Here is a 25,728-nt window from a genome sequence, read left to right as displayed (position 1 = left end):
CCGGACGAGGCGATTCCGGTGATCCGGGAGGTCGATCACGGCACCGCCAAGCTGATGCCCGACATCGACCGGGAGCGGGCCTGGCTGCTCACCGTCGACGGGGCGCCCCAGTCGTATGTGGACCTGGACGCGCCCACCCATCTGGAGTTCGAGTACGCGCGGCGGCTCGCGCACGTCCTGGACACCGTGGCCGAACCGGGCCGCCCGATCGATGTCACCCACCTCGGCGGGGGCGCCCTCACCCTGCCCCGCTATGTCGCCGCGACCCGGCCAGGGTCCCGGCAGGACGTCGTCGAGGCCGACCGGGGGCTGCTCCGACTCGTCGCGGAGAAGCTGCCGTTGCCCGAGGGCTCCGGGGTCACCGTGCACGGCGCCGATGCGCGGCAGTGGCTCGACGCGGCGCCCGACGACAGCGCCGACGTCGTCGTCGGCGACGTCTTCGGCGGCTCCCGGGTGCCCGCGCATCTCACCACCGTCGCCTATGCCAGGAGCGCCGAGCGCGTGCTGCGTCCGGGCGGTCTGTACGCGGCGAACCTCGCCGACGGCGCGCCCTTCGCCTTCCTCCGCTCCCAACTCGCCACGTTCGCCGAGGTCTTCGAGGAGCTGGCCCTGATCGCCGAGCCGTCCGTCCTGCGCGGCCGCCGCTTCGGCAACGCGATCCTGATCGCCTCGCACACGCCCTTCGACATCGCGGCCCTGGCCCGCCGGACGGCCTCCGACGCCTTCCCGGCCCGCGTCGAACACGGCGATCCCCTGCGACGCCTCATCGGGACAGCGAGCCCGGTGAGCGACGAGAAGGCGGTCCCTTCACCCGAGCCACCGGGCGGGGCGTTCAGCGTCGGCTGAGCGGACGGGCTCCGCCGGGGCGGGGGCGACCGTTTCGGACTCGGCGGGCCGTTGGGGTGCCGCTGCGGCCCAGCCGAGCCGCTGGGCTGGGCGTTCAGCGGGCTCCGCTCGGGGCCCGGCGCAAGGGCGCGATGAGGGTGCCGCCCTCATTCGAGGTGCCTCACCGTGCTCTTGGCCGGGGTGTCATGGGCGTACGCGGTGAAGGGCGCCGTGCCTTCGCCCCGAGCCGTCGGGCGGTGCCTTCAGTGGGCTCCGCTGGGGGCCCCGCGCGAGGGCGCACTCAAGGGGGCGGCCCTCACCCGAGGCGCCCCACCGTGTTCTCCGCGTCCGCCGACGTCGTGGCGATGGCGTCCGCCGAGGCGGCGGCGCGGGGCGGGGGGACCGGTGGCGTCGCCTCCTTCGTACGCCGTGTCAGGTTGCGCACGTCCGGGACGAACAGGACCGCCGCCGTCACGAGCACCACGAGCGCCGCGCACCCCCACAGCGACGGGGAGCGGCCGAACGCGGACTCCGCGGGGCCCGCGAGGGCCGTCGCCAGGGGGACCATCGCGATCGAGCCGAACCAGTCGTAGGCGGCGACGCGCGACAGCTTCTCCTCCGGGATCTCCTGGTGCATCGCGGTCATCCAGGAGACGCCGAACACCTCGATCGCCACCCCGCTGACGAACATCACCGCGGCAAGACCGGCCACCGGCAGCGGCACCGCGAGCGCCGCCGAAGGAGCGGCGAGCGGGAAGACGCAGAGCGTGCCCGCGAGGAGCAGCCGCCGCGGCTTCCACCGCATCATCAGGAACGCGCCGCCGACCGTGCCCGCCCCGAACGCGCCGAGCGCCAGACCCCAGGGCCCCGCCCCGCCCAGCTCGTCCCGGGCCACCAGCGGGCCGAACACCGACTCGGCGGCGCCGACCACCGCCACCACCACCGAGAACTGCGCCACGATCGACCAGAGCCAGGGCCGTCCGGTGAACTCCCGCCAGCCGTCCCGCAGGTCGGAGAGGAGCCCGCCGCCCGGCGCGCGCTCCGGTATGTGGCTGACGTCGAGGAAGGAACGCAGCGCTCCGGCGACGGCGAACGCCGCCGCGTCCACGGCGAGCACCCAGCCGGGGCCGATCGCCGCGACCATCAGCCCGCCGAGCGCGGCGCCGCCCAGGCCCGCCCCCTGCATCGCCATCCGGTACAGCGCGAACGCCCTGCTGACCTGCTCGCCGCTGACCGACGACATCAGCATGCCCTCGGCCGCCGGCCCGAAGAAGGCCTGGCCGACGCCGCCGAGACCGGTGAGCAGCATCATCTGCCACAGCTGTGGCTCGCCCGCGATGACGAGTACGGCGAACGCCGCCTGCGACACGCAGTTGAGGGCGTTGGCGGCGACCATCACATGGTGGCGCGGCAGCCGGTCGGCGACCGCGCCGCCGATGAGCAGGAACAGTACGAGCGGCAGCGTCCGCGCGGCCGCCACGAGCCCCACGTCCCCGCCGTCGCCCCCGGCGTCGAGAACCGCGAACGCCGCCGCGATCAACGCCCCGTGGCTTCCGAGGTTCGTCACGATCGCGGCGGCGGTCAGCAGCGTGTAGTTGCGCCCCGCCCAGGAGGGGCGGCGGCGCGGCGCGGGGGCGGGAGTCGTCGTCACCCCGGGACTATCCCCGGCGGCGGGCCGACTTGCCAAACCGATTCTTCAGTGGCTCAGAGTGTGCGGGTGGCGGCCGCGGGGAGCAGCCGAGGACGCGCCCCGGGGAAGACGCTCGTGGCGGCTCAGGACTCCTCCTCGGAGCCCGCCTCGCTCCACCGCACCGTGGCGAGGATCTGCTTCACCATGTCGTCGGAGACCTCCTCCTTGACGCCCTTGGCGCCGTAGAGGGTCCAGGCCACGTACTCACCGGCCTCGTTCTTGAAGGAGAACGTGGTGGCCTTGCCCTCCGAGTCGCACTTGGCGGACGTGGCCGCGCCGGACGTCGTGGAGGTGACGAGGCTGCCCTTGACGCCCGACTTGGTGGTGTACTCCTCCACCTTGCCGATCTTGATCTTCTTCTTGTCGGCCTTGGTCTGCTCGGTGTAGCCGCCGAAGACCCACCAGGCCGAGTCGTTGCGCGCGACGTCCTTGGTGTTCTTGGCGCCGTTCTGCCCCTTGGTGCCGACGACGGCGAGCGAGGTGTCATCGGGCTCGCCGTTCTTGTCGTCGTCCGACGTGCACCACTTCTCTTTGTAGACCGCGGGCGCCGACATGCCGATGATCGTCTTCGTGCCCTGGTCCTTGCGGTCGTCGAAGCCGGTGAAGGTGTCCGGCGTCTCGACCTTCCAGTCGGCCGGGACGTCGAAGGCGGTGCCCCACTTGGGGTTCACCACGACCTGCCAGCCGTCGATCGTCGGCTTGTCCTCGCCGCCCTCGCCGCGCTCGTTCCCCCCGCTGCTGGGCTTCGGGCTCGGCTTGTCGGTCACGGACTTCGAGGGCTTCGCCGGGCCCGCCTTGTCGTCCTTATCGTCCCCGTCACCGCCGAGGACGAGGAAGCCGGTGACACCGGCCGCCACCACCACGGCCAGCGAGGCGACGATGGCGGTGATCTTCGTCTTGTCGCCGCCGCCACCGCCCTGGCCGCCCCCGCCGCTCTGCTGCGGGATACCGGGCGGCGGCGTCGGCGCCGACCACTGCGGCTGCTCGGGCTGCGAGAACGCGCCCGAGTGCGGCTGCTGGTATCCCCCCGCCGGCGGCTGCTGCGGGTAGCCCCCCGCGGGCTGCTGCTGGTACCCCGGCTGCTGGTACGGGTTCGGCGCCTGGTACCCCGGCTGCTGGTACGGGTTCGGATTCTGGTTCTGCGGGTTCTGCTCGCCCCCGGGCGGCTGCTGTTCTGGCCACATGGCCAGTAACCATAGAGGGGCGCGGGCGCCGGGTGCCACGGGCGTCCGTCCGGAACGGCACCGGGCCGCCGCCGACGGGGAGACGTAGCGGGGGAAAGCGTCAGGATTCCGTCGGATCGCCGTGGGTGCGCACCGTACTGAGGATCTTCATCACCGTCGCCTCGGGGATCTCGTCCCCGACGCCCTTGGCTCCGTACAGGCTCCACGCGACGTACGCGCCCTCGGAGTTCTTGAAGCCGAAGGTGATCGCCTTGCCGTCCGATGCGCACTTGCCCTTCCGCGGCGAGTCCGTGGACTCCGCGCGGGCGATGCTGCCCTTGATGCCGGACCTGGTGGTGTACGGCTGGGCCTTCTCGTCGGAGGTGAAGCTCTTCTTGTCCGGCTGGGTGTAGGCGGCGTAGACCCACCAGGCGACCTGGTTGACCGCGACCTGCTCGGTGCTCTTCGCGCCGTTGGCGCCCTTGGTGCCGACGGCGGCCAGCTCGTGGTCCTCGGTCCTGCCGTCCTTGTCGTCGTCGGTCACGCACCAGGTGGGCTTAAGGTAGGCGGGCGCCGACATGGTCATCAGCGGCTTGCCCGTCCTGTCGTCCTCGAAGGCGATCGCGGAGCCGGGGTTCTGTATCTCCCACTCGGGCGGTACGTCGAACGCCGTGCCCCACCTGGGGTTCACCACGACCTGCCAGCCCTTGATGGTCGGTTTCGGGCCGCTGTCCAGGCCGCGCCCGCTGTCGCCGTCCTCGGCGCCGTGGTCGTCGGCGGCGGGCTCCGGCTCCTTGGAGGCGGCCTGCGCGGGGGCGCCGCTCTTCGGGTCCTTCTCGTCCTCGCCACCGAGGACCAGGAAGCCGGTGACGCCGGCGGCCACGACCACGGCGGCCGCCATCACGAGGGAGACGACCTTGACCTTGTTGCCGCCCCCGTTGCCGCCCCCGCCTGTCTGTGGCCCGGACACGGGCTGCTGGTAGGGGTTCGGCGCCTGATATCCCGGCTGCTGATAGGGATTTGGCTGCTGAGGCTGATGGTGCTGCTGCTGTCCTTGCCACATGGCCGGACACGATACGGGGACCGTCCGACCAAGATCACCTCTGCCCCGGAGGGCGTCGGCGCCGATCAGTCCTCGGACATCTCGTACTCGCGCACGGTCGAAAGGATCTTCTTCACCGTCGCGTCCGGAAGCTCTCCCGTCACGCCCTTCGCCCCGTGGAAGGACCAGGACGCGAACTTCCCGTCGGAGTCCTTGAAGGCGAACACCGTGGCCTTGCCGTCGGAGTCGCACTTGTCCTGCTTGTCGGCGCCCGTCGAAGTGGCGCTCGCCAGGCTGCCCTTGAGGCCCGACTCCGTGGTGTACGACTCCACGGAGCCCGTCGTGACCTTCTTCTTGTCGGGCTGTGCGTAGGCGCCGTAGACCCACATGGTCGCGTCGTTCTCCGCGATCTCCTCGGTGCTCTTGGCGCCCTTGTTGCCGCGGGTGCCCGCCGCGGCGAGCGGAACGTAGTCCTTGGTCCCGTCCCTGTCCTTGTCGCTCGCGCACCACTTCTCCTTGAAGTAGGCGGGAGCGGCGTACGCGGCGAGGAACGGCGCCGATTCGTCGTCGGCGTCCTTGTCCTCCACGACTCCACCGGCCCAGTCCCTGGACTCCAGGGACCACTCGGGAGGCACGTCGAAGGCGATGCCGCGCCGCGGGTTCACGACGACCTTCCAGCCGGGCACGGTCGGCTCGGGATCGCCGCCTCCGGCGCGGGGGTTCTCGGCGGAGCCGGACGGGCTCGACGAGGCGGCGGACTCCGTCGGCTCCGGCTTCGCGGTGTCGTCCTCGTCGCCGCCGAGGACCAGGAACCCGGTGACGCCCGCGGCCACCACCACGGCCGCCGCCGCGGAGAGCGCGATGACCTTGGTCCGCCTGCCGTTGCCCCGCGGCGGCCCGGGTGCCGTGCCCCGCGGACCGCCGGGCATGGTCGGCGCGTCCCAGGGCGCCTGCTGCCCATAGGGGTTGGGCTGCTGGTACCCCGGCTGCTGGTACGGATTCTGCCCCTGGCCCCGCTGGTTCTGCTCGCCCCCGGGCGGCTGCTGTCCATGCCACATGGGCGCCAACGATAGGTGACGGTGATCCACGGCGAGGAGGGCCCTGGTCAATCGAGGCTACCCATGGGTAACATCGCGGCCATGAGCGCAGACCAGATGTCGATCGGCGAGATGCTCGCCGCCACGGTGCCGATGGCCAGGACCCTGAACCTCGAATTCCGGGAGACCACGCCGGACAAGGCCGTCGTGGCCCTGCCGGACCAGAGCGACTACCACAACCACGTCGGCGGCCCGCACGCCGGCGCCATGTTCACGCTGGGCGAGACCGCGAGCGGCGCCATCGTCCTCGCCGCCTTCGGCGCGCAGCTCTCCCGCGCGGTGCCGCTCGCCGTCAGCGCCGAGATCGCGTACAAGAAGCTGGCGAAGGGCCCCGTGACGGCCACCGCCACGCTCGGCCGCCCGGCCGCCGAAGTGATCGCCGAACTCGACGCGGGCCAGCGCCCGGAGTTCCCGGTCGCGATCGAGATCCAGCGCGCGGACGGCGCGGTGACCGGCGAGATGACGGTCCTGTGGACCCTGCGGCCCAACGACCCCAGCTGACGGAGGCCGGGCGTGAGCGGCGCCGTTCCGTCCCGGTGATCCCCGCCCGGTAGGCTGCGCGGGCGTGCGTGCCCCACCGGTCGCGCACGCCGGGGGCAAGCACTGGCACTACGGGAGGAACCGGCGTTGCACGTCCAGGAGTGGCTGGAGCACGTACCAGCCGTCAGCATCTACGCGCTGGTGGGAATCGTCATCGGCCTGGAGAGCCTGGGCATTCCGCTGCCCGGCGAGATCGTCCTGGTCTCCGCGGCGCTCCTCTCCTCCCAGCACGGTGACATCGACCCGGTCATCCTGGGCGCCTGCGCCACCGCGGGCGCCATCATCGGCGACTCCATCGGGTACGCGATCGGGCGCAAGGGCGGCCGGCCGCTGCTGGCCTGGCTGGAGCGGAAGTTCCCCAAGCACTTCAGCGCGGCCAACGTCGCGAGCTGCGAGCGGTCCTTCCAGAAGTGGGGCATGTGGGCGGTCTTCTTCGGCCGCTTCGTCGCCCTGCTCCGCATCTTCGCGGGCCCGCTCGCGGGCGTGCTGCGGATGCCGTACTGGAAGTTCCTCGTCGCCAACGTCCTCGGCGGCATCGTCTGGGCGGGCGGCACCACCGCGGTCATCTACTACATCGGCGTGGTCGCCGAGGACTGGCTGAAGCGCTTCTCCTACCTGGGCCTCGCCATCGCCGTGCTGATCGGCGTCGGCTCGATGCTGTTCGTCAAGCGCCGGGCGAAGAAGGCGGCGGCCGAGGCGGAGGCCGCCGGACCCGCGACGGCCGAGCGGGAGCCCGTCGCCGTCGGCGACTGAGTCACCGCCCGGTGTGCGCCTCGCGGTGGGCCCTGGCCAGCTCGACGTAGACCGTGCCGTTGTAGGAGATGCCCTCGCGCTCCTCGTCGGTGAGCGGCCTGCGCACCTTGGCGGGCACGCCCGCGACGAGCGAGCCCGGGGGCACTCGCATGCCCTGCGGCACGAGCGCCTGCGCCGCGACCAGGGAACCGGTGCCGATCACCGCGCCGTTGAGGACCGTCGCGCCCATCCCGATCAGGCAGTCGTCCTCGACGGTGCAGCCGTGCAGCACGGCGTTGTGCCCCACCGAGACGCGCTCGCCGATGGTGAGGGGGAAGCCCGGGTCGACGTGGAGGCTGCAGTTGTCCTGGATGTTGCTGTCGGCGCCCACGACGATGGGCCCGCAGTCGGCGCGCAGCACCGCGCCGTACCAGGCGCTCGCCCCGGCGTGCAGCGTCACCTCGCCGAGCACGACCGACGTCGGCGCGGTGAAGGCGTCCTGGTCGATCTTCGGAGCCTTGCCGCCGATGCCGGTGATGAGTGCCTCGTGGCTCATCGGGTGTCTCCTTCTCCGGTACGTCTTTCCCCGGTACGTCTTCTTCTCCGTACGTCTCTTCCGTACGCCGTCGCGCCTGACGGCACCGTACGGGACGCGGGAGCGGACGCGGCCGCGTGGGGTGAAGATCACAGGCCGTGGGCCTGCGGGGCCCGAGGGCACTGAGTAACGTGAGCGCGTGCCCAAGAACAGGAACACGTTCTCATCCCTTGCCGCCGGGCCGCGCCGTCTCGCGCAGCGCGCGGTCCACTCGGGCTGGGCGTGGGTGCAGCGCACGGGCGCGGTGACCGCCGCTCACCCGGGGCGGCTGCGGTTCGCCGCGATCGGGGAGGGCACGAAGCTCGCCTTCCCGCAGGGCACGGTCTTCGGGGAGCCGTGGATACGGCTCGGCGACCACTGCGTCGTCGGTGAGCACGTCACGCTCACCGCCGGGATGATGCCGGACCTCGACCTCGGCCCCGACCCGATACTGAGCATCGGCAACGGCGTCGTGCTCGGCCGCGGCAGCCACATCATCGCGGACACCACGGTGACCATCGGCGACGACTGCTACTTCGGCCCCTATGTGTACGTGACGTCCACCAACCACTCCTACGACGATCCGCACACGCCCATCGGCAAGCAGTGGCCGCGGATGGACCCCGTGGAGATCGGGCCCGGGTGCTGGATCGGGACGGGCGCGGTGATCCTGCCGGGGGCCCGGATCGGGCGGAACGTCGTGGTCGCGGCGGGGTCGGTCGTGCGGGGCGAGGTGCCCGATCACGCCGTCGTGGCCGGGGCGCCGGCCCGGGTCGTACGTACCTGGGACGCGGATCTGGGCTGGCAGCCGCCTCTGCGTACGCCCGCGCCCGTGCCGATTCCCGACGGGATCACGCCGGAACAGCTGATCGCCCTGGGGGAGTTGGGGGAGACCTGAGCAGGGCGGGGCGCCGCCCGCGGTCGCGGTCCGGCGGTCCCGGGGGCTTTTGGCGCCGCGGACGGGGCCGCACCCCGCAGTACAGTGTGGTGAACCATCCGGAACCATCAGGTGCACCACACCGTAGTGCGGCACCGTGAACTTCGGCATCCAAGATATTGGACGGAATGTGTCGGACCTCGACCAGCTCACCCAGTCGCTCGCGCGCAACCTCAAGCGCTGGCGCAACGAGAGGGGCTTCACCCTCGACGCCCTCGCGGCCCGCGCGGGTGTGAGCCGCGGCATGATCATCCAGATCGAGCAGGCCAGGACCAACCCCAGTGTGGGCATCACGGTGAAGCTCGCGGACGCGCTGGGCGTCAGCATCACCACGCTCCTCGACTACGAACAGGGGCCCCACGTCCGTCTCGTGCCGCCGGAGCAGTCGGTCCGCATGTGGTCCACCGAGGCGGGCAGCAGCACCACGCTCCTCGTCGGCGCCGAGGCGCACGGGCCCTTCGAGCTGTGGTCCTGGTATCTGATGCCGGGCGAGGGCAGCGACTCCGACGCGCACCCGCCGGGCACGGTCGAGCTGCTGCACGTCTCGCGGGGCGAACTGACGCTCGTCGTGGACGGCGTCGAGCACGTCGTCGCGGCGGGCTCGGCCGCCACCTTCGAGGCCAACGTGGCGCACGGCTACCACAACAAGGGTGCCGAACCCGTCGAGATGACGATGTCGGTCTCGGTGCCGCCCGCCCACGCGGCTTCGTACTGAGGGCTTTCGGTGTCCCGCGCGCGGGTGGCTGTTAGCGTGCCGCCATGCGTGCTCCTCTCGGTGATTTCGATGTCGTCCACCCCGCCCCCGAGGTCCTCGGCCAGCTGGTCGCGCCCGTCGCGGAAGCCGTACGCGGCTGGAGCGGGCCCGTCCCCGCCGACGAGCTGATCCATGTCGACACCGACCCGCGGTGGGCCGACACCGCCACCTTCCTGGAGCACTACGGCCCCGAGCTGCTCGATCAGTCCGCGAACTGCGTGGTCGTCGCGGGCAAGCGCGGCGGCGGGACCACGCTCGCCGCGTGCGTCGTGCTGTCCGGGACGCGGGTGGACGTGAACGGCGTCGTGCGCCGCCAACTCGGGTCCCGCAAGGCCTCGTTCGCCCCGATGGAGACCGCCACGGGCGAGACCGGCATGGAGTACGGCGGCATCACGCCGATCGGGCTGCCCGCCGCGTGGCCGCTGCTCGTCGACGCCGCCGTCGCCGATCTGCCGTACGTCCTCGTGGGCAGCGGAAGCCGCCGCGGCAAGCTGATCGTGCCCGGGAAGGTCTTCGCCGGGCTGCCGAACGCGGTGGTCATCGAAGGCCTCGGCACCGCGGCCTGACCCCGGGATGACGGTGACGGCCGGCGGTCAGGCGTCCAGGCCGCCGCGCGCGACGAGTTGACGCGCGATCACATTGCGCTGGATCTCGTTCGTGCCCTCGCCGACGATCATCAACGGCGCGTCGCGGAAGTAGCGTTCGACGTCGAACTCGGTGGAGTAGCCGTTGCCGCCGTGGATGCGGACCGCGTCCAGCGTGATCCGCATGGCCGCCTCCGACGCGAAGAGCTTGGCCATGCCCGCCTCCATGTCGACGCGTCGGCCCGCGTCGGCCTCGCGCGCCGCGTGCAGGGTGAGCTGGCGGGCGGCGGTGAGCGAAGTGGCCATGTCCGCAAGGTAGTTGCCGATGGACTGGTGCTGCCAGATCGGCACGCCGAACGACTCGCGCTCCTGGGCGTAGCGCAGCGCGTCCTCGAACGCGGCCCGCCCCACGCCGACCGCGCGGGCCGCGACCTGGAGCCGCCCCGTCTCCAGGCCCCGCATCATCTGCCCGAACCCCTCGCCCTCGACGCCGCCGAGCAGCGCGTCGGCCGGGGCGCGGTAGCCGAAGAAGGACAGCTCACAGCTCTCCACGCCCTTGTAGCCGAGCTTCGGCAGATCGCGCGAGACGGTCAGGCCGGGGCCGTGCTCGACGAGCAGGACGGAGATGCCACGGTGGCGGGGCTCGGCGTCCGGGTCGGTCTTGCAGAGCAGCGCGATCAGCTGGGAGCGGCGGGAGTTGGTGATCCAGGTCTTCGCGCCGTCGACGACGTATCCGCCGCCTTCCTCGTCACGGCGGGCGACCGTGTGCAGCGCCTGGAGGTCGGAGCCGCCGCCCGGTTCGGTCAGCGCCATCGCGGCGCGCACCTCACCGGTGGCCATGCGGGGCAGCCAGCGGCGCTTCTGCGCGTCGGTGCCGAAGTGCAGCAGCAGCTTCGCGACGACCGTGTGCCCGCCCATCGCGCCCGCGAGGCTCATCCAGCCGCGCGCCAGCTCCTCGGTGACCAGGACGTAGCACGGGGTGGAGACGGCCGTGCCGCCGAACTCCTCCGGCACGGCGAGCCCGAAGACGCCGAGCTCCTTCATCCTCTCGATGAGCGCCTCGGGGTAGGTGTCGGTGCGCTCCAACTCCTGGGCGACAGGCCGCACCTGACGGTCCACGAACTCCCGTACCGTCGTGACGACCAGCTGCTCGGCCGGGCAGAGGCTGTCGAGGGCGCTCACCGGCAGACCCCCTCCGCGAGGAGCCGCGCGATGGCGTCGGGGCCGCGCCCCAGCTCGGCGAGGATCGCCTCGGTGTGCTCGCCCGCCGCCGGGACGGGGTCCATGCGCGGGGCCACCCCGGAGAGGTCGGCGGGCGGCAGCAGCGCCTGCACGGGAGAGGGCGCGCCCGGCACCCCGACCTCCTGCCAGCGCCCGCGCTCGGTCAGCACGGGGTGGTCGAGGAACTCGTGGACCGAATTGACGCCCGCGTTGGCGATGTTGGCCTGATCCAGCAGCTTCATCGCCTCCTCGCCGCCGAGTTCCAGGAAGCGTACGGAGATGATCGCGTCCAGGGCTTCACGGTGCGCCACGCGGTCGGACCCCGTGGCGAACCGCGGGTCGTCCGCCAGCTCGGGGCGGCCGATGAACTCCGTGCACAGCGCGGCCCATTCGCGCTCGTTCTGCACGGACAGCAGCACGTCCTTGCCGTCGGCCGCGGTGAACGGTCCGTACGGGGCGACCGTCGCGTGCCTGGCGCCGACGCGGGGCGGCTGGGTCCCGCCGTACCGCGTGTAGTAGGCGGGCTGGCTCATCCACTCGGCGAGCGCGTCGAAGAGGGAGACCTCGACGGTGGGCGCGCGGCCGGTCGTGGCCCGCGTGAACAGGGCGGAGAGGATGCCGCTGTACGCGTACATCCCGCCCGCGATGTCCGCCACCGAGATGCCGACGCGCACCGCCTCGTCCGGGGTGCCGGTGAGCTGGAGCAGCCCCGTCTGGCACTGCACGAGCAGGTCGTACGCCTTGCGGTCCGCCCAGGGGCCGTCCGTGCCGTAGCCGCTGACGGTGCAGGGGATGAGGGAGGGGTGGCGGGCCTGCAGCTCGTCCGCGCCGAGGCCCATGCGGGTGGCGGCGCCGGGGGCGAGGTTCTGCACGAACACGTCCGCCCCCGCCAGCAGCTCCTCCAGGATCTCTCTGCCGGGCTCCGACTTGAGGTCGAGGGTGAGCGATTCCTTGGAGCGGTTGAGCCAGACGAAATAGCTGGCTTGTCCGTGCACGGTGGTGTCGTACCGCCGCGCGAAGTCGCCCCCGCCGGGGCGCTCTACCTTGATCACGCGCGCCCCCAGGTCGGCGAGCTGCCGGGTGGCGAAGGGCGCGGCGACGGCCTGCTCAAGGCTGACGACGGTGATGCCGGCGAGGGGGAGGGGGAGGGGATCGGGGGTGGGGAGGGGGGCAGGGGGTTGTTCGGGGAGGGGAGGTGGCATGCGGCGTTTGTATGGTCTGGGGTGGGGGCGGGTCAATGGGGCGGGGTCAGCCCCGGCCGAGGTCGGCGCCTTTTGCGGTGCGGTGCCGCTTGCGGGGCGGGGGCGCCGCTTTTGACCGCGGGTGGGTGGGGGGAGTCGCGCAGTTCCTCGCGCCCCTGGCGGGGCCTGATCGTCGTTGTTGGGTGCGGGTGCGTCGTGGTTGCTCGCGCAGTTCCCCGCGCCCCTGACGGGGTCCGATCCTTGTTGTCGAGCACGGGTGGGTGGGGGTTGGTCGCGCAGTTCCTCGCGCCCCTGACGGGGCGTGTTGCCGTTCTCGACCGCGGAGGTGGGGGTTGCTCACGCTGTCCCCAGCGCCCCTGGTGGGGCTTGGTCGCCTTGCGGGGCCGGCGTGGGGGGTTCTCGTCGCGCGGCGGACTTGCGGGGGATGCGCGGGCGAGGCGCGTCGTTCAGGCGGGGGCGGCACCGTGCTGAGCGTGCCGCGTCGCAGGCGGGCGGGTGGTCGGTCCGGTTCGTTCCCCCCGTACCCCTTTCTCGCTTAGTCGTCCCTCCCTCTCCCCCTTCCTTCGCCGACGGAAACGCGCGCACCTCCCCACCCCGAACCGAGAACGGAAGTGTCATGTCCTCGACATCCCTCGTTTCGACGGCCAACAGCTCCAGCTCGTACGTCACCTCCATCGCGCACACCACCGACCAGATCAGGGCAGCCCAGCGGCTGCGCCACCGGGTGTTCGGCGAGGAGCTCGGCGCGGTGCTCGACACGCCGCTGCCCGGCCACGACGTCGACGACTACGACGATCTCGCCGACCACCTCATCGTCACCGACACCGCGAGCGGTGACGTCGTCGGCACCTATCGGCTGATCCCGCCCGGCCGGACCGAGCGGTCCTACTCCGACGCGGAGTTCGATCTGCGCGCGCTCGGCGGTCTGCGGTCCTCCACCGTCGAGGCGGGCCGTTCCTGCGTCCACCCCGACCACCGCTCCGGGGCGGTCATCAACCTCATGTGGTCCGCGCTCGCCCGTTACGTCCTGCTCTCCGGCCACCGCCACCTGGCGGGCTGCGCCTCCGTGCCGCTGGCCGACGGCGGGCGGGCCGCGTCCAGCGCCTGGCTGCTCGGCACCGCCAAGCACGCCGCGCCGCCCGAGCTGCGCGTGCACCCCCGGCGCCCCTGGACCCCTACGGCGCCCGCCCCGGAGCGCCCCGCCTACGCCGACCTGCCGCCCCTGCTGCGCGGCTACCTCCGGCTCGGCGCGTGGATGTGCGGCGCCCCCGCGCACGACCCGGAGTTCGATGTCGCGGACTTCTTCGTGCTGCTCGACACGGAACGCCTCAGCGCACGGCACCGCCGCTTCTTCCTCGGTGAGGACGGGCGATGACGATGAGGGCGTCGAGTCCGTGGGCGGTCGACCGCGGTTGCCCCGCGAGCTGCGCCGCCGACCGGGGACCGCGCGTCCCGCTGGGCGAACTCGCGCGCCGGTACGCCGCGTTGACGTACACCCTCACCCGGGCCGCCGCGCGGGGCGACCGGCTCGCCGACCCCCGGGTCCTGCGCGGTGAGGCGCGGGCGGCGCTCGGCGCGCTCGGGGTGCGTTTGGAGGCGGGTTCCGCCGAGCGGCTGAGCGCGGGGGACGGCGGCGTGGGCACGCTCGTCGTGGCCAATCACATCTCCTGGCTCGACGCCGTCGCGCTGCTCGCCGTCGAGCCCGTGAGCGTCCTCGCCAAACGGGAGGTGGGCCAGTGGCCGGTGATCGGCACGCTGGCCCGGCGGGCGGGGACGCGGTTCATCGACAGGGGCGGCAGCCCGCGCCAACTCCCTCGCACGGTGGGGGAGTTGGCGCGGGCGCTCCGTGGTGGCACGTCCGTTCTCGTCTTCCCTCAGGCGACGACCTGGTGTTCCGCCGGGGGCGGACGCTTCCGGCGGGCCGTCTTCCAGGCCGCGGCCGACGCGGGCGCCCCCGTGCGCCCGGTGACGGTCGCCTACCGCCAGGGCGGCGCCCCGAGCGCCGCGGCCGCCTTCCTCGGCGACGAGGAGTTCACCGCCTCGCTGCGCCGCGTGGCCGCCGCCCGCGGCCTCACCGTCCGGATCACGGCGCACGCCCCGCTGCGGGGCACGGACCGGCGGGAGCTTGCCGCCGCCGCGCACCGCTCGGTGGCCGGTCCGTCCGACACGGCCTACGTCAACCGTTTGAAGTTGTCCCCGAACGTCCACCCCTTCGACCCGTCCCAGTTGATGGACCACGTCATCAGGCCCTTCAGGGCGCCGTTGTAGTGGTTCCACGCCTGGGCCACGAGACTCGGTGACATATAGCCGCCGCCCGCGCCGGGCTGGGCGGGCAGGCCGGGGACCTGCTTGTCGTAGGGGACCTTGATGGTCGTGCCCTGGATGACCAGGCCCTTGTCGAGGCAGTCGGTCTGCTTGGTGAACCCCTGGACGGTGCCCGCCGGATAGGAGTCACCGGAGCAGCCGTACATGCTGCCGTTGTAGTACTGCATGTTGAGCCACCACAGGCGGCCGTTGTCCGCGTACTTCTTGATGATGGGCAGGTACGCGCCCCAGATCGAGCCGTACGTGACACTGCCCCCGGTGACGTACGCCGTCTCCGGGGCCATCGTCAGCCCGAAGTTCGCGGGCATCCGCGCGAGGACGCCGTCGATGATGCGGACGAGGTTGGCCTGGGAGGGGGAGAGCTGGTTGATGTTGCCGCTGCCCACGAGGCCCGTCTCGATGTCGATGTCGATGCCGTCGAAGTTGTACTTCTTCAGGATCGGCACGATCGTCTCGACGAAGCGGTCGGCGACCCGGCTCGAACTCAGATCGATGCCGGCCGTGGCACCGCCGATGGACATGAGGATCGTGGCGCCGTCCGCCTTGGCCTGGCACATCTCGGCGGGGGTCGCGACCTTCACCGTCGAGTCCATCCCGTCCTCCCACAGGACCGTGCCGTCGGAGCGGATCACGGGGAAGGCGGCGTTGATCACGTTGTAGCCGTGCTGGCGGATGCGGGAGTCGGTGATCGGGGTCCAGCCGAAGGGCGGATGGACCCCGTTGGCGGCGCCGTCCCAGTTCTCCCAGTAGCCCTGGAGCACCTTGCCCGTCGGCTTCGACTTGACCGCGCAGGTGTCGGCGAGGGGAGTGGAGGGGGCGGGGGGAGCCGCCGCGGCGGCCGGGAGTTGTGCGGCGCAGGCCACTGCCAGGGCGGTTCCCAGCAGGCGTAACGTCCGACCGATCACGCTGTGCTCCTTGGGTGCGAGGGGGGAGGAGACGTGCGTGGTGCGTTGCGTCACGCTAGGAAGGACTGGACCAGCCGTCAATAGGTCTGTACCAAAGAGGGGCGGGGAAGTCGGGGGCCCGGGTCGCGGCCAGGCGCCCCCCCCGCGAAGGGCCGGCCGTCAGCCGTCCACCGGCAGGCCCCTCGGCTCCTTGATCCGCTTCATGATGATCTGCGAGTTGACCTCGGTGACGCCCGCCAGCGCCGTGAGCCGCTCGATCCACAGGCGCTCGTACGCCGCGAGGTCCGCGACGGCGATGCGCAGCAGGCAGCCGGGGCTGCCGAACAGGCGGTACGCCTCGATGACGTCCGGGATCTCCTGGAGCGCCGCCTCGAACGCCTCGACCGTCTCCCGGTCGCGCCGCACCTCGATGGAGACGAGCACCTCGAAGCCCCGGCCGAGCGCCTCCGGGTCGACCACCGCGCGGTACCCCTGGATCACGCCGTCCAGCTCCAGCTGGCGTACGCGCCGCATGCACGGGGACGCGCTGAGGCCGACCCGCTGGGCCAGCTCCTGATTGGTCAGCCGTCCGTCGTTCTGAAGCTCGCGCAAAATATTGCGATCGATCGCGTCCATGGCGCAATTATCCACCCTCTGTATTGCGTGACGAGCGGAATTCGGCAAACACATTGCGCGGTGTTCGATCTATCGTTGCGTGGAGGTCGGCCACCGCTCGGGGGGCTGTTGAACCTCTTGATTCCTGGGAGGTACGCAGACGTGGAAGCGCAGGCGCGAAGGATCGTCGTCATCAGCACCGGCGGGACGATCGCCAGCCGCTGGCAGGGGACCGGCTTCGCCGCCGACGCCCCCGGCCGCGAGGTCATGGCCACGGCCGCGATACCCCACGGCATCACCTCCGAGGTCATCGACCTGTTCAACGTGAACAGCCCGCGGCTGACCTCCGCCCAGCAGCTCACCCTGCTGCACACCGTGCACGAGGTACTCGCCGACCCCGGCGTCGACGGCATCGTCGTCACCCACGGCACGGACACCCTGGAGGAGTCCGCCTTCCTGCTCGACGTGCACCACCACGACCCCCGCCCGGTGGTCCTCACCGGCGCGCAGAAGCCGCTCGGCGCCGAGGACGGCGACGGGCCCGGCAATCTGTACGACGCGCTGCTCACCGCGGCAACTGTGCGCGACCTCGGTGTGCTGGTCGTCTTCGACGGCAAGGTGCACGCCGCGCGCGGCACCATGAAGACCCAGACCCTCGCCGCCGACGCCTTCGCCGACCCCTCCGGACCGCCCGTCGGCAAGGTCGGCTTCGGCAAGGTCTCGATAGCGCACCGCCCCGAGCGCCCCGAACCGCTGCCGCTGCCCGCCACCACCGCCACGCTGCCCCGCGTCGACATGGTCATGCACCACGTCGACGCCGACCCGCTCTTCGTGGAGACGGCGGTCGGAGCGGGCGCCCAGGGCATCGTGCTCGTCGCCACCGGCGCGGGCAACGCGACCCCGGAGTTCGTCGCCGCCGTCGCGGACGCCGTCGAGCGGGGCGTCCTCGTGGCGCTCACCACGCGTGTGCCCGCGGGGCCCGTCACCGAGATCTATACGCACGGTGGGGCCGTTGATCTCGCGGGGGCGGGGGCCGTGCTGACCGGCACGTTGCGTGCGGGGCAGGCGCGGAGCGCTGTGCTCGCGGCGCTTCTCTCGGCCTCAGGGCCGGGGGAGCGTGCGGCTCTTCTGCGCCGGGTCGTCGGTGAGGGTTCGGGGGTCTTGGATGCGGCCGGGGCGGGTGCGGCTGCGGCTGCCTGAGCGTTGCGCTGGAACACGTACCAATCTGCGGGCCGGATGTGGCTGGTCGCGCAGTTCCCCGCGCCCCTTACGGGGCGCTTTGGCCCCGGAAGAGAAGCAGCACCATGAGCACCAGCCCCGCCCTGCGCCGTGAGCACGATCTGCTCGGTGAGCGTGATGTTCCCGCCGACGCGTACTGGGGCATCCACTCCCTGCGCGCCACGGAGAACTTCCCCATCACCGGCATCCCGATCTCCGTGTACCCGCAGCTCATCGACGCCCTCGCCGCCGTCAAGGAGGCTGCCGCCCGCGCCAACGAGGAGCTGGGTCTGCTCCCGAAGGCCAAGGCCGACGCGATCGCCGCCGCCTGCCGGGAGATCCGCGCCGGGCACCTGCACGACCAGTTCGTCGTCGACGTCATCCAGGGCGGCGCGGGCACCTCCACCAACATGAACGCCAACGAGGTCGTCGCCAACCGCGCGCTGGAACTCCTCGGCCACCCCAAGGGCGCGTACGAGCACCTGCACCCCAACGAGGACGTCAACCTCAGCCAGTCCACCAACGACGTCTACCCGACCGCCGTGAAGGTCGCGACGATCAGCGCGGTGCACGGGCTGCTGCGCGCCATGTCCGTGGTGCAGGACGCGTTCGCGGCGAAGGCCCTGGAGTTCCGGGACGTCCTGAAGATGGGGCGTACGCAGCTCCAGGACGCGGTGCCGATGACGCTCGGCCAGGAGTTCTCCGCGTACGCCGTGATGCTCGACGAGGACCGCATGCGGCTCGCCGAGGCCGTCGAGCTGATCCACGAGATCAACCTCGGCGCCACCGCGATCGGCACGGGGCTCAACGCCCCCGCCGGATACGCCGAGACCGCCCGCCGCCACCTCGCCGCGCTCACCGGCATGCCGCTGGTGACCGCCGCCAACCTGGTCGAGGCGACCCAGGACTGCGGTGCCTTCGTCCACCTGTCCGGCGTCCTGAAGCGGATCGCCGTCAAGCTGTCGAAGAGCTGCAACGACCTGCGGCTGCTGTCGTCCGGGCCGCGTGCCGGGCTCAACGAGATCAACCTGCCGCCCGTGCAGGCCGGTTCGAGCATCATGCCGGGCAAGGTCAACCCGGTCATCCCCGAGGTCGTCAACCAGGTCTGCTTCGAGGTCATCGGCAACGACGTCACCATCACCATGGCCGCGGAAGCGGGTCAGCTTCAGCTCAACGCCTTCGAGCCGGTCATCCTGCACTCCCTCGCCAAGAGCATCACCTCGCTGAAGGCCGCCTGTCTGACGCTTGCCGAGCGTTGTGTGGAGGGGATTACTGCCAACACCGAGGTGCTGCGGGCCTCTGTGGAGACCTCGATCGGTCTGGTGACCGCGCTGAATCCGTACATCGGGTATACGGCCGCTACGGAGATTGCGCGGGAGGCGCTTGTCACGGGGCGCGGGGTTGCCGAACTCGTTCTGGAGAAGGGGCTTTTGCCTCCGGAGCGGCTGGCGGAGCTGCTTACTCCTGAGAGGGTGGCGGGGGCTGCCTGATCTTCTTCGCTGCGGGTTGGTCGTGGCTGGTCGCGCAGTTCCCCGCGCCCCTTACGGGGCGCCTGCTGCTGGTCGCGCCCGCGCGGCGGAGCCGCATATGTCACAGCCCCGCGCCCCTTACGGGGCGCCCCCCGCGCCTCCTACAGAGCCCCCGCGCCCCTAACCGAGTCCCAGTACCTCCAGTGCCGCCTGGGCCGTGAAATCCGGGTGGCCGCCGGGGAGCAGGAGTTCCGCGTGGGCGAACGCCGGGTCGTCGGCGTGGGTGGACACGTAGGGGATCGCGACGCACCGCATGCCCGCCGCCCTCGCCGCCGCCGCTCCCGGCGCCGCGTCCTCGAAGACCACGCAGTCCGCCGGGTCCGCGCCCAGCAGCGCGGCCGCCGCGAGGAACACGTCGGGCGCCGGCTTGCCCCGCGGCACCTCCTCGGCGGAGACGAGCGTGGTGAGCCGGGCGTCCAGGCCCGTGCCCGCGAGGATCGCCTCGATGGCCGCGCGGGACGAGCCCGACGCCACCGCCATCGGCACGCCCGCCTCGTGCAGCCGCTCGACGAGCTCGCGCATCTCCGGGAAGACGTGCGTCCCGGCCCGCGCCAGCTCCAGATAGCGGCGGTCGAGGTCGGCGATCAGCTCGGCCACCGAGGCGTCGATCCCGTACTCCCGCCGCCACTGCGCCAGCGTCTCGTGCGAGCTGATGCCCACGTACTGCTCGTTGTCGGCCCAGGTGTACTCCCGGCCGGTGAACTCGGCGAGAAGGGCCCGCGAGGCCTCGTAGTAGTTGGGCTCGCTGTCCACGAGGGTGCCGTCGAGATCGAAGATGACCGAGGTCCTGCCGAAGCTGCTCATGCCGTCCAGGATGCCAAAGCCCCAGGTCGTCGCAGTGGGGGAGGGCCTCAGCGCTGCCCGGAGGCCGCCGCCCTGCCGACCGACTCGACGAGCGGGAGCAGCCGGTGCGGCACCCGCTCCCGCAGCGCCATCTCCGTCCGCGTACGGACCACCCCGGGCAGCTTGATCAACTGCTGGATGACGTCTTCCAGATGGCCGTTGTCCCGCGCCGCGACACGGGTCAGCAGATCGCCGCCGCCCGTGATCGAGTGCGCCTCGATGATCTCCGGTACGGCCGCGAGCGCGTCGCCCACCTCGTCCAGATACCCCTGGGTGACCTCGATGTGGACGAAGGCGAGCACCGGGTGGCCGAGCGCCGCGGGGGAGAGGAAGGGGCCCGTGCCGGTGATCACCCCGTCCCGCTCAAGCCGGTCGAGCCTGGCCTGGAGCGTGCCCCGCGCGATGCCGAGCACGCGCGCGTACTCGCGCACGCTGGTGCGGGGCTGTTCGAGGAGGAGCCGCAGGATGCGGGTGTCGAGTTCGTCGACGGCCATGTCCGAGGTACTCCCAGGTGAGCGAGGTTGATCGCTGGTGACTGTAGCCGCTGGGCGGTCCGTTACGGCCGCGCCTGGGCCGCGATGAACTCGTCCCAGGTGGCGACCGACCCGGCCGGCGGCGCGGAGATCGCGGGCACGGCGCCGAAGTCCGAGTACTCCTCGTTGATCACCTCGCGGCCCTTCTTGCCCTCGCCGGTCTCCCGCGACTTGAGGATCAGATCGTCCTTGCCGACCCACATGTCGATGACGACCGACTTCATGCCCTGCTTCTTCGCCATCGTGACGTAGAGGTCCCTGCGGTCCTTCGACAGCGCCGGGCCGGTGTACTTCGCCAGCTCGTCGAGGACGACCTTGCCGCGGTAGTGGTCGGCGGTCCGGCCGCCCGCCTTCTCCTCGGCGACCCACTCGGTGGACTCGGTCGCGGCGAGCGCGCCCGCGAACTCGGCGACGTACCCGGCCGCGCGCGGGGCGCCGCCGCCGTCCTCACCCCCGCCGAGATCCATGCTGTACCAGCTCTTGCCCGGCACCTTGTCCGTCTTCACATACGTCGAGCCGCCCGTGGAGAGCATGTGGCTGACGCCGTTCGGGTTGGCCGCGGACTTCGAGACCTCCGCCTTGATGACCGAGGCGGCGGGCTTCTTCTGGTACAGCATCTCGGCGCGGTCGGTGCCGCCCTGCCCGGTCTGGACCGTCTTGTACGAGGACTGCGCCGCCGTCTTCTTCGCCGCGGCCGTCAGAACGGCGCGGGCGTCCTTCCGCTCGTCCTGCGCGGCCTTGCCCTGGTCGCGGCCCGCGCCCGAGCGGTCATCGCCGCCATTGCCACCGCAGCCCGCCAACACCATCGTGAGCGCCGCCCCCACGGCCGCCGTCACGATGTCCCTCCCCTTGACCTGCACAGTTCTTCGTTTCCTCGCTGGTCGAGCCCAATTTCTGCGATCTTAACCGGGCGCAGACCGGACGCTGACCGTGTGCCGTCGGGGGCGCTACCTCGGCGTGACCCAGACCTGGCGCTTGTTCCCGTTCGGCGCGTGCAGCTGGACCCTGGTGCCGTTGGCGGTGCTGCCGCCCCTGACCTCCAGGACCTTGCCCGACGCGGCGTGCACGATCTGGCCCCCCGCACTCACCGACCAGCGCTGGGACGCGCCGCCCCCGCAGTCGCGCAGGCCGATCCTGTTGCCGTCGGTGCGCGCGTTGCGGTAGTTGTCCAGGCACTTGCCGAGCGCGCGGAACGTGCCGTCCTTCTGGACGATCCATGACTGGGCGACGCCGCCGTTGCAGGCGTACAGCTGGATCGGCGTGCCGTTGGCGGCCTTGCCGCCCTTGACGTCCAGGCACTTGCGGCCGATGCCCGTGATCTTGCCCTGCGGGGGCAGCGCGGCGCCGCCCCCGCGCGCCAGATGGCGCAGGCCCTGCACGTCGTACTGCTGCACATAGGCGCCTGCCCGCTTGTCCTGGTAGGCGTTGGCGGGCGTGCACATCACCGGGAGCTGGCCGGAGTCGGTGCCCTTGACGCAGTCGCCGCGCGCCGCGCTGCGGTTGGCGTGCGCGAGGCCCATCGTGTGCCCCAGCTCGTGGCTGATGTGGTTGCGCAGATAGGTCTCGCCCATGGCGGGTGCGGGCCTGCCGGCCGCGGTGAAGAACTCGTCGTCGATGTAGGCGTGGCCGCTGGTCACGGTGGCGGGGAGGGAGGAGGCGTAGAAGCCGCAGCTCAGATTCTTGCTGCCCGATCCGTCGCGTACGACCTTCCAGCCCGCGCTGCCGCCGTCGGCGGGCGGTACGCACGGACGCCGCAGGAGGCCGACGACGACCTCGCCCCTGGGCCTGACGTAGTCCCAGCCGACCGGCCGGGTGTCGACGGTGATCGGCAGGTTGGTGACGCGCCGCAGCTCGGCGGCCGACCTCTTGACGTAGGGGCCGAGCCAGTCCGCGGCCCTCTCGTCGTAGAACTTGATGGTGTAGCCGGTGCCGAGGAGCTTGGCCGCGCCGCCCGACTGCCAGCCCTCGCCGTGCGGGGCGGCGGCCGCGACGCGCCGGGGCGTAGCCGTCGACGGCGTTGAGGGCGTCGGGCGCGCGGAGGGTGCCGGTTCCAGGGACATCACGCCGTCCTTGAAGCGCGTGCCGTCCGAGGCGGAGAAGCCGAAGTCCTGCCGCTCCGCGTGGCTCGCCGCCCCGCGCGTGGGCGCGGCGGTCCGGCGCGGGGCCGCGCGCTCCTTGTTGTCGGCGTCGGCGGCGTCGTCGGTGCCGAACGCGGTGGGCGACAGCTGGAGGCCCGCCACGACGGCCGCGGCGGCGCCGACGGCGGCCATGGCCCTGCGGCGTCTGCGGGCGGAGCGCTTCCGTATCGAACTCAAGTCCCCGTCGTCCTCTCGCTGCGAAGGCGGCACCACATGTGTCGACCCCGGGGCCGCCGCTGGGGCGTCCCGGGGTCGAACAGATGATAGGCGTGAAGTGAGGGGCCGATGGTGCCAGTTGGGTGGCGGCCCGGCGCCGCTCGGGGCGCCGGGCCACCACCGGCTCAGTGCGCGTCCTCCGTGGGCCGCAGGCCCTTGGGGATCTTCGCCCAGGTGAGCGCGGCGGCGGCCAGCGGCAGTGCGGCCGCCATCAGGAACGTGGGCGTCATCCCGGAGGTGAACGCCTCGGCCGCCCCCGAGAGCAGGGCGTTGCCCGCGGGCCCGGTCAGCTCGTGCGCCACCCGCGCGGCCTCGCCGATCGAGTCGCCGACGGCCGCCGAGGTGTCGTCCGCGAGGCCCAGGTCGGGGAGGTTCACGCGGTACAGCGCGGTGGCGACGCTGCCGAGGATGGCCACGCCCATGGCGGCGCCCAGTTCGTAGCAGGTCTCCTCCACGGCCGCGGCGCCGCTGACGTCCTTCGCCGGGGTGGCGGCCATCAGCGTCACCGACGCGGCGGTCGTCGCGATGCCGACGCCGCAGCCGAGCACGGCCAGTGCCACGGCGATGTCGCCGTAGCCGAGCGGCCCCGACAGCTGCAGCAGCCACGGCAGGGCGAGGCCCGCGGTCATCAGCAGCAGTCCGCCGCCCATGACGTGCCGGATCGGCAGCCGGTGCATCAGCACCGGGGTCACCAGCGAGGTGAGGACGAGGCCCAGCGGCGCGGGCAGCAGGTGGACGCCCGCCTCCAGGGGCGTATAGCCCTGCCCGTACTGGAACCACTGGGTGATCAGGAACAGCGCCGAGCCCAGCGCGATCATGCCGAGGAAGATCGAGGCCGCCGCGATGGCGAACGGCCGCGAGGCGAAGAGGCGGACCTGGAGCAGCGGGTGCTCCAGGCGCAGCTGGCGGCGGACGAAGACGGTGAGCGTCACCGCGGCGACGACGAGCAGGGCCCAGGCCACGGGGTCGGCGGGGCCGCCCTTGCCGAGCTGCTTGATGCCGCCCGCCAGGGCGAGCATGCCGAGGACCGACTGGCCCACGCCCCACCAGTCCCAGCGGCCCTCGCGGGGCTGGTGGGACTCGGGCAGGATCCACGCGCCGAGCGCGATGATCACCAGAGCGACGGGGATGTTGACGAGGAACGCGGAGTGCCAGCCGTCGTGCTCCACGAGCAGTCCGCCGACGACCGGGCCGAACGCCATGCCACCGCCGAAGACGGCGGACCACACCGCGTAGGCGAGGGCGCGCTCGCGGGCGTCGGTGAAGACGTGCCGCAGGATCGACAGGGTGGCGGGCATGATCGCCGCGCCACCCGCGCCGAGCAGTGCGCGGGCGGCGATGACCTGCCAGGGAGCGGTCGCGAAGACGGCGAGCAGCGAGGCGAGGGCGAAGACGCCGAAGCCGATCAGGAGCAGCCGCTTGTGTCCCCACCGGTCACCCAGGGCACTCGCGGTGACCAGGAGTCCGGACAGCACAAGGGCGTACACGTCGATGATCCACAGCTGCTGCACGGAGCTGGGCCGCAGATCAGTGACGAGGGAGGGGAAGGCGACGTTCAGGATCGTGGTGTCCATGGCGATCAGCAGCAGGCTGCCGGAGAGGATCGCGAGGACGGCCCAGCGCCGTGCGTCACGCTGCGGGGTCATGGTGGAACACTCCAAGTTCGAATGAGACATCAATGTCTCACATGAAACGTGTAGGTGTCCAATGATCACGTTGCCCGTGACCGTCCAGTCAGAGGACCCGCTGAAGCGCCTCCGGGGTCAGGTCCGCCAGGGTCGGGTAGCCGTCGACGGCCATCAGCAGATCCGTCTCGGCGAGCAGCGAGCGCAGGACGTGCGCGACGCCGTCGGTGCCGCCGATGCCCAGGCCGTACGCGTACGGACGGCCGACGCCCACCGCGGAGGCGCCCAGCGCGATCGCCTTGACGATGTCCGCTCCGCCGCGCACCCCCGAGTCGAACAGGACGGGCAGCCCGTCGGCGGCCTCGACGACCGCGGGCAGCACGTCGAGCGCGGGCAGCCCGCCGTTGGCCTGGCGGCCGCCGTGGTTGGAGCAGTAGATCCCGTCCACCCCGCCGTCCCTGGCGCGGCGGACGTCCTCGGGGTGGCACAGGCCCTTGACGATCAGCGGCAGCGAGGTGAGGGAGCGCAGCCACGGCAGGTCGTCCCAGGTGAGCGGGTTGCCGAAGACCTGCACCCACTTGATGACCGCGGATTGCATGTCGTGTTCGGGGTCGGTGGATAGCAGGGCGCGGAAGACGGGGTCGCTGGTGTAGTTGGCCAGGCAGTGGCCGCGCAGCTGGGGGAAGTTGGAGGTGGCCAGGTCGCGCGGGCGCCAGCCGGTGATCCAGGTGTCCATCGTGACGACGATCGCCTTGAACCCGGACTGCTCGGCGCGGCGCACCAGGCTCTCGGCGAGCGCGCGGTCGGTCGGCGTGTACAGCTGGAAGAAGCCGGGAGTCTCCCCCAGCTCGGCGGCGACCGACTCCATCGGGTCGGCGGACAGCGTCGAGGCGATCATCGGCACCCCGGTCCTCGCCGCCGCACGCGCGGTGGCCAGGTCGCCGTGCCCGTCCCGCGTACAGATCCCGAGGACCCCGATCGGCGCCATGAACAGGGGAGAGGGCAGTGTCATGCCGAACAGATCGACGGAGAGGTCGCGCCGCGAGGCGCCGACGAACATCCGAGGTATCAGCCCCCAGCGGTCGAACGCGGTGACGTTCGCGTTCTGCGTCCGCTCGTCCCCGGCGCCGCCCGCGACATACGAGAGGACCGACGGCGGCAGCGCGGACTGCGCGCGGGACTCCAACTCGGCGTATGTCATGGGGAATTCGGGGACCACGCCCCGAAGTCCGTCCAGGTAGATCTCGTCCTGGTAGTCCTTGTAGGGGCGGGGCGGCTGGTTCATGGGGGCGGCCTTTCCGGGGGCGGATCGGGTCGGCCGGGCGAGAGGGCGGCCCGGGTCAGTGTTTTTTGATCCCGATGTCAACGTCAACGCCCACGACCGGGGCACATGACAACAACAAGAGCCACCGGGGCGGGGGTGAGGGCGTATCCGCCTGGT

At 71.9% G+C, this 25,728-nt stretch carries 25 protein-coding genes; 10 read left to right on the top strand and 15 right to left on the bottom strand.

Annotation, left to right across the window (positions count from 1 at the left end; genetic code table 11):
* Positions 1–54 precede the first annotated feature (54 nt).
* A complete protein-coding gene (locus DMA15_RS04760) occupies positions 55–846 on the top strand; it encodes a fused MFS/spermidine synthase (RefSeq protein WP_125517305.1) in 792 nt (263 codons plus the stop codon).
* A gap of 295 nt (positions 847–1,141) precedes the next feature.
* Here DMA15_RS04760 and DMA15_RS04755 read toward each other — a convergent pair whose 3' ends face one another.
* The 4 genes from DMA15_RS04755 to DMA15_RS04740 form a co-directional block, all read right to left on the bottom strand.
* Complete coding sequence (locus DMA15_RS04755; protein WP_125511410.1) at positions 1,142–2,476, bottom strand: MFS transporter; 1,335 nt, start codon at positions 2,474–2,476, stop codon at positions 1,142–1,144.
* 122 nt (positions 2,477–2,598) lie between these two features.
* Positions 2,599–3,699 (bottom strand): hypothetical protein, encoded by a 1,101-nt coding sequence (locus tag DMA15_RS04750; protein WP_125511409.1) that lies wholly within the window; start codon positions 3,697–3,699, stop codon positions 2,599–2,601.
* Positions 3,700–3,799: 100 nt separating this feature from the next.
* Entirely contained in the window at positions 3,800–4,741 is a 942-nt protein-coding gene (locus DMA15_RS04745; RefSeq protein ID WP_125511408.1) for a hypothetical protein, read from the bottom strand.
* A gap of 65 nt (positions 4,742–4,806) precedes the next feature.
* On the bottom strand, positions 4,807–5,778 hold the full coding sequence (locus DMA15_RS04740) for a hypothetical protein (RefSeq protein ID WP_125511407.1): 972 nt from the start codon (positions 5,776–5,778) through the stop codon (positions 4,807–4,809).
* An 81-nt stretch (positions 5,779–5,859) separates the two neighbouring features.
* Here DMA15_RS04740 and DMA15_RS04735 point away from each other — a divergent pair, with 81 nt between their 5' ends.
* Together DMA15_RS04735 and DMA15_RS04730 are read left to right on the top strand one after the other, a co-directional pair.
* Positions 5,860–6,318, top strand: a complete 459-nt coding sequence (locus DMA15_RS04735; RefSeq protein ID WP_206302660.1) for a DUF4442 domain-containing protein — start codon at positions 5,860–5,862, stop codon at positions 6,316–6,318.
* 126 nt (positions 6,319–6,444) lie between these two features.
* Complete coding sequence (locus tag DMA15_RS04730) at positions 6,445–7,110, top strand: DedA family protein (RefSeq protein WP_125511406.1); 666 nt, start codon at positions 6,445–6,447, stop codon at positions 7,108–7,110.
* A 1-nt stretch (position 7,111) separates the two neighbouring features.
* Here DMA15_RS04730 and DMA15_RS04725 read toward each other — a convergent pair whose 3' ends face one another.
* Positions 7,112–7,645: a gamma carbonic anhydrase family protein gene (locus DMA15_RS04725; RefSeq protein ID WP_125511405.1), complete on the bottom strand. Its 534-nt coding sequence runs from the start codon at positions 7,643–7,645 to the stop codon at positions 7,112–7,114.
* Between the two features lie 178 nt (positions 7,646–7,823).
* Between DMA15_RS04725 and DMA15_RS04720 the strand changes: the two genes are divergently transcribed.
* The 3 genes from DMA15_RS04720 to DMA15_RS04710 all read left to right on the top strand — a co-directional run bounded on the left by DMA15_RS04720 (position 7,824) and on the right by DMA15_RS04710 (position 9,920).
* On the top strand, positions 7,824–8,561 hold the full coding sequence (locus DMA15_RS04720) for a DapH/DapD/GlmU-related protein (RefSeq protein ID WP_125511404.1): 738 nt from the start codon (positions 7,824–7,826) through the stop codon (positions 8,559–8,561).
* Positions 8,562–8,730: 169 nt separating this feature from the next.
* Positions 8,731–9,315 carry an XRE family transcriptional regulator gene (locus tag DMA15_RS04715; RefSeq protein ID WP_125517301.1) on the top strand — a complete coding sequence of 195 codons (585 nt, stop codon included), beginning with the start codon at positions 8,731–8,733 and terminating at the stop codon, positions 9,313–9,315.
* Positions 9,316–9,359: 44 nt separating this feature from the next.
* Positions 9,360–9,920, top strand: a complete 561-nt coding sequence (locus tag DMA15_RS04710; RefSeq protein ID WP_125511403.1) for a YbaK/EbsC family protein — start codon at positions 9,360–9,362, stop codon at positions 9,918–9,920.
* Positions 9,921–9,947: 27 nt separating this feature from the next.
* Here DMA15_RS04710 and DMA15_RS04705 read toward each other — a convergent pair whose 3' ends face one another.
* Both DMA15_RS04705 and DMA15_RS04700 read right to left on the bottom strand, forming a co-directional pair.
* Positions 9,948–11,120 (bottom strand): acyl-CoA dehydrogenase family protein, encoded by a 1,173-nt coding sequence (locus DMA15_RS04705; RefSeq protein WP_125511402.1) that lies wholly within the window; start codon positions 11,118–11,120, stop codon positions 9,948–9,950.
* Positions 11,117–12,361 carry a CaiB/BaiF CoA-transferase family protein gene (locus DMA15_RS04700; RefSeq protein WP_125511401.1) on the bottom strand — a complete coding sequence of 415 codons (1,245 nt, stop codon included), beginning with the start codon at positions 12,359–12,361 and terminating at the stop codon, positions 11,117–11,119. The genes DMA15_RS04705 and DMA15_RS04700 overlap by 4 nt, the downstream gene beginning before the upstream one ends.
* 616 nt (positions 12,362–12,977) lie before the next feature.
* Between DMA15_RS04700 and DMA15_RS04695 the strand changes: the two genes are divergently transcribed.
* Together DMA15_RS04695 and DMA15_RS04690 are read left to right on the top strand one after the other, a co-directional pair.
* Positions 12,978–13,736: a GNAT family N-acyltransferase gene (locus DMA15_RS04695; RefSeq protein ID WP_125511400.1), complete on the top strand. Its 759-nt coding sequence runs from the start codon at positions 12,978–12,980 to the stop codon at positions 13,734–13,736.
* A complete protein-coding gene (locus DMA15_RS04690) occupies positions 13,733–14,629 on the top strand; it encodes a lysophospholipid acyltransferase family protein (protein WP_240659678.1) in 897 nt (298 codons plus the stop codon). The genes DMA15_RS04695 and DMA15_RS04690 overlap by 4 nt, the downstream gene beginning before the upstream one ends.
* Here the strand turns inward: DMA15_RS04690 and DMA15_RS04685 are convergent.
* Both DMA15_RS04685 and DMA15_RS04680 read right to left on the bottom strand, forming a co-directional pair.
* Entirely contained in the window at positions 14,533–15,588 is a 1,056-nt protein-coding gene (locus DMA15_RS04685; RefSeq protein ID WP_206302913.1) for a chitinase, read from the bottom strand. The two genes, DMA15_RS04690 and DMA15_RS04685, sit on opposite strands and share 97 nt — an antisense overlap.
* A gap of 162 nt (positions 15,589–15,750) precedes the next feature.
* Complete coding sequence (locus tag DMA15_RS04680) at positions 15,751–16,206, bottom strand: Lrp/AsnC family transcriptional regulator (RefSeq protein ID WP_125511399.1); 456 nt, start codon at positions 16,204–16,206, stop codon at positions 15,751–15,753.
* Positions 16,207–16,347: 141 nt separating this feature from the next.
* Between DMA15_RS04680 and DMA15_RS04675 the strand changes: the two genes are divergently transcribed.
* Together DMA15_RS04675 and aspA are read left to right on the top strand one after the other, a co-directional pair.
* Positions 16,348–17,385 carry an asparaginase gene (locus tag DMA15_RS04675; protein WP_125511398.1) on the top strand — a complete coding sequence of 346 codons (1,038 nt, stop codon included), beginning with the start codon at positions 16,348–16,350 and terminating at the stop codon, positions 17,383–17,385.
* 104 nt (positions 17,386–17,489) lie between these two features.
* A complete protein-coding gene (gene aspA / locus DMA15_RS04670; RefSeq protein ID WP_125511397.1) occupies positions 17,490–18,893 on the top strand; it encodes an aspartate ammonia-lyase in 1,404 nt (467 codons plus the stop codon).
* Positions 18,894–19,052: 159 nt separating this feature from the next.
* On the opposite strand, the gene DMA15_RS04665 is transcribed toward aspA, so the two are convergent.
* From DMA15_RS04665 to DMA15_RS04640, 6 genes are all read right to left on the bottom strand, one after another.
* Positions 19,053–19,736, bottom strand: a complete 684-nt coding sequence (locus DMA15_RS04665; RefSeq protein ID WP_125511396.1) for an HAD family phosphatase — start codon at positions 19,734–19,736, stop codon at positions 19,053–19,055.
* 47 nt (positions 19,737–19,783) lie between these two features.
* Positions 19,784–20,269 (bottom strand): Lrp/AsnC family transcriptional regulator, encoded by a 486-nt coding sequence (locus DMA15_RS04660; protein WP_125511395.1) that lies wholly within the window; start codon positions 20,267–20,269, stop codon positions 19,784–19,786.
* 62 nt (positions 20,270–20,331) lie between these two features.
* Positions 20,332–21,144 (bottom strand): hypothetical protein, encoded by an 813-nt coding sequence (locus DMA15_RS04655; protein ID WP_125511394.1) that lies wholly within the window; start codon positions 21,142–21,144, stop codon positions 20,332–20,334.
* Positions 21,145–21,255: 111 nt separating this feature from the next.
* Positions 21,256–22,623: a ricin-type beta-trefoil lectin domain protein gene (locus tag DMA15_RS04650; RefSeq protein ID WP_240659677.1), complete on the bottom strand. Its 1,368-nt coding sequence runs from the start codon at positions 22,621–22,623 to the stop codon at positions 21,256–21,258.
* A 164-nt stretch (positions 22,624–22,787) separates the two neighbouring features.
* The gene (locus DMA15_RS04645) at positions 22,788–24,308 is read right to left on the bottom strand and encodes an MFS transporter (RefSeq protein WP_125511393.1); all 1,521 of its coding nucleotides are present in this window, start codon (positions 24,306–24,308) and stop codon (positions 22,788–22,790) included.
* An 88-nt stretch (positions 24,309–24,396) separates the two neighbouring features.
* Positions 24,397–25,572: an alpha-hydroxy-acid oxidizing protein gene (locus DMA15_RS04640; protein ID WP_125511392.1), complete on the bottom strand. Its 1,176-nt coding sequence runs from the start codon at positions 25,570–25,572 to the stop codon at positions 24,397–24,399.
* Between the last annotated feature and the right edge of the window lie 156 nt (positions 25,573–25,728).

The organism is Streptomyces sp. WAC 01529 (genome assembly GCF_003945545.1).
GTDB lineage: Bacteria > Actinomycetota > Actinomycetes > Streptomycetales > Streptomycetaceae > Streptomyces > Streptomyces anatolicus.
This window is presented reverse-complemented; position numbering and strand designations above follow the sequence as displayed.

Coding starts and splice junctions, on each gene's coding strand:
- DMA15_RS04760 (WP_125517305.1), top strand. CDS start 55: ATGCCCGACATCGACCGGGAGCGGGCCTGGCTGCTCACCGTCGACGGG.
- DMA15_RS04750 (WP_125511409.1), bottom strand. CDS start 3,699: ATGTGGCCAGAACAGCAGCCGCCCGGGGGCGAGCAGAACCCGCAGAAC.
- DMA15_RS04745 (WP_125511408.1), bottom strand. CDS start 4,741: ATGTGGCAAGGACAGCAGCAGCACCATCAGCCTCAGCAGCCAAATCCC.
- DMA15_RS04740 (WP_125511407.1), bottom strand. CDS start 5,778: ATGTGGCATGGACAGCAGCCGCCCGGGGGCGAGCAGAACCAGCGGGGC.
- DMA15_RS04735 (WP_206302660.1), top strand. CDS start 5,860: ATGAGCGCAGACCAGATGTCGATCGGCGAGATGCTCGCCGCCACGGTG.
- DMA15_RS04725 (WP_125511405.1), bottom strand. CDS start 7,645: ATGAGCCACGAGGCACTCATCACCGGCATCGGCGGCAAGGCTCCGAAG.
- DMA15_RS04710 (WP_125511403.1), top strand. CDS start 9,360: ATGCGTGCTCCTCTCGGTGATTTCGATGTCGTCCACCCCGCCCCCGAG.
- DMA15_RS04700 (WP_125511401.1), bottom strand. CDS start 12,361: ATGCCACCTCCCCTCCCCGAACAACCCCCTGCCCCCCTCCCCACCCCC.
- DMA15_RS04695 (WP_125511400.1), top strand. CDS start 12,978: ATGTCCTCGACATCCCTCGTTTCGACGGCCAACAGCTCCAGCTCGTAC.
- DMA15_RS04690 (WP_240659678.1), top strand. CDS start 13,733: ATGACGATGAGGGCGTCGAGTCCGTGGGCGGTCGACCGCGGTTGCCCC.
- DMA15_RS04680 (WP_125511399.1), bottom strand. CDS start 16,206: ATGGACGCGATCGATCGCAATATTTTGCGCGAGCTTCAGAACGACGGA.
- aspA (WP_125511397.1), top strand. CDS start 17,490: ATGAGCACCAGCCCCGCCCTGCGCCGTGAGCACGATCTGCTCGGTGAG.
- DMA15_RS04665 (WP_125511396.1), bottom strand. CDS start 19,736: ATGAGCAGCTTCGGCAGGACCTCGGTCATCTTCGATCTCGACGGCACC.
- DMA15_RS04660 (WP_125511395.1), bottom strand. CDS start 20,269: ATGGCCGTCGACGAACTCGACACCCGCATCCTGCGGCTCCTCCTCGAA.
- DMA15_RS04645 (WP_125511393.1), bottom strand. CDS start 24,308: ATGACCCCGCAGCGTGACGCACGGCGCTGGGCCGTCCTCGCGATCCTC.
- DMA15_RS04640 (WP_125511392.1), bottom strand. CDS start 25,572: ATGAACCAGCCGCCCCGCCCCTACAAGGACTACCAGGACGAGATCTAC.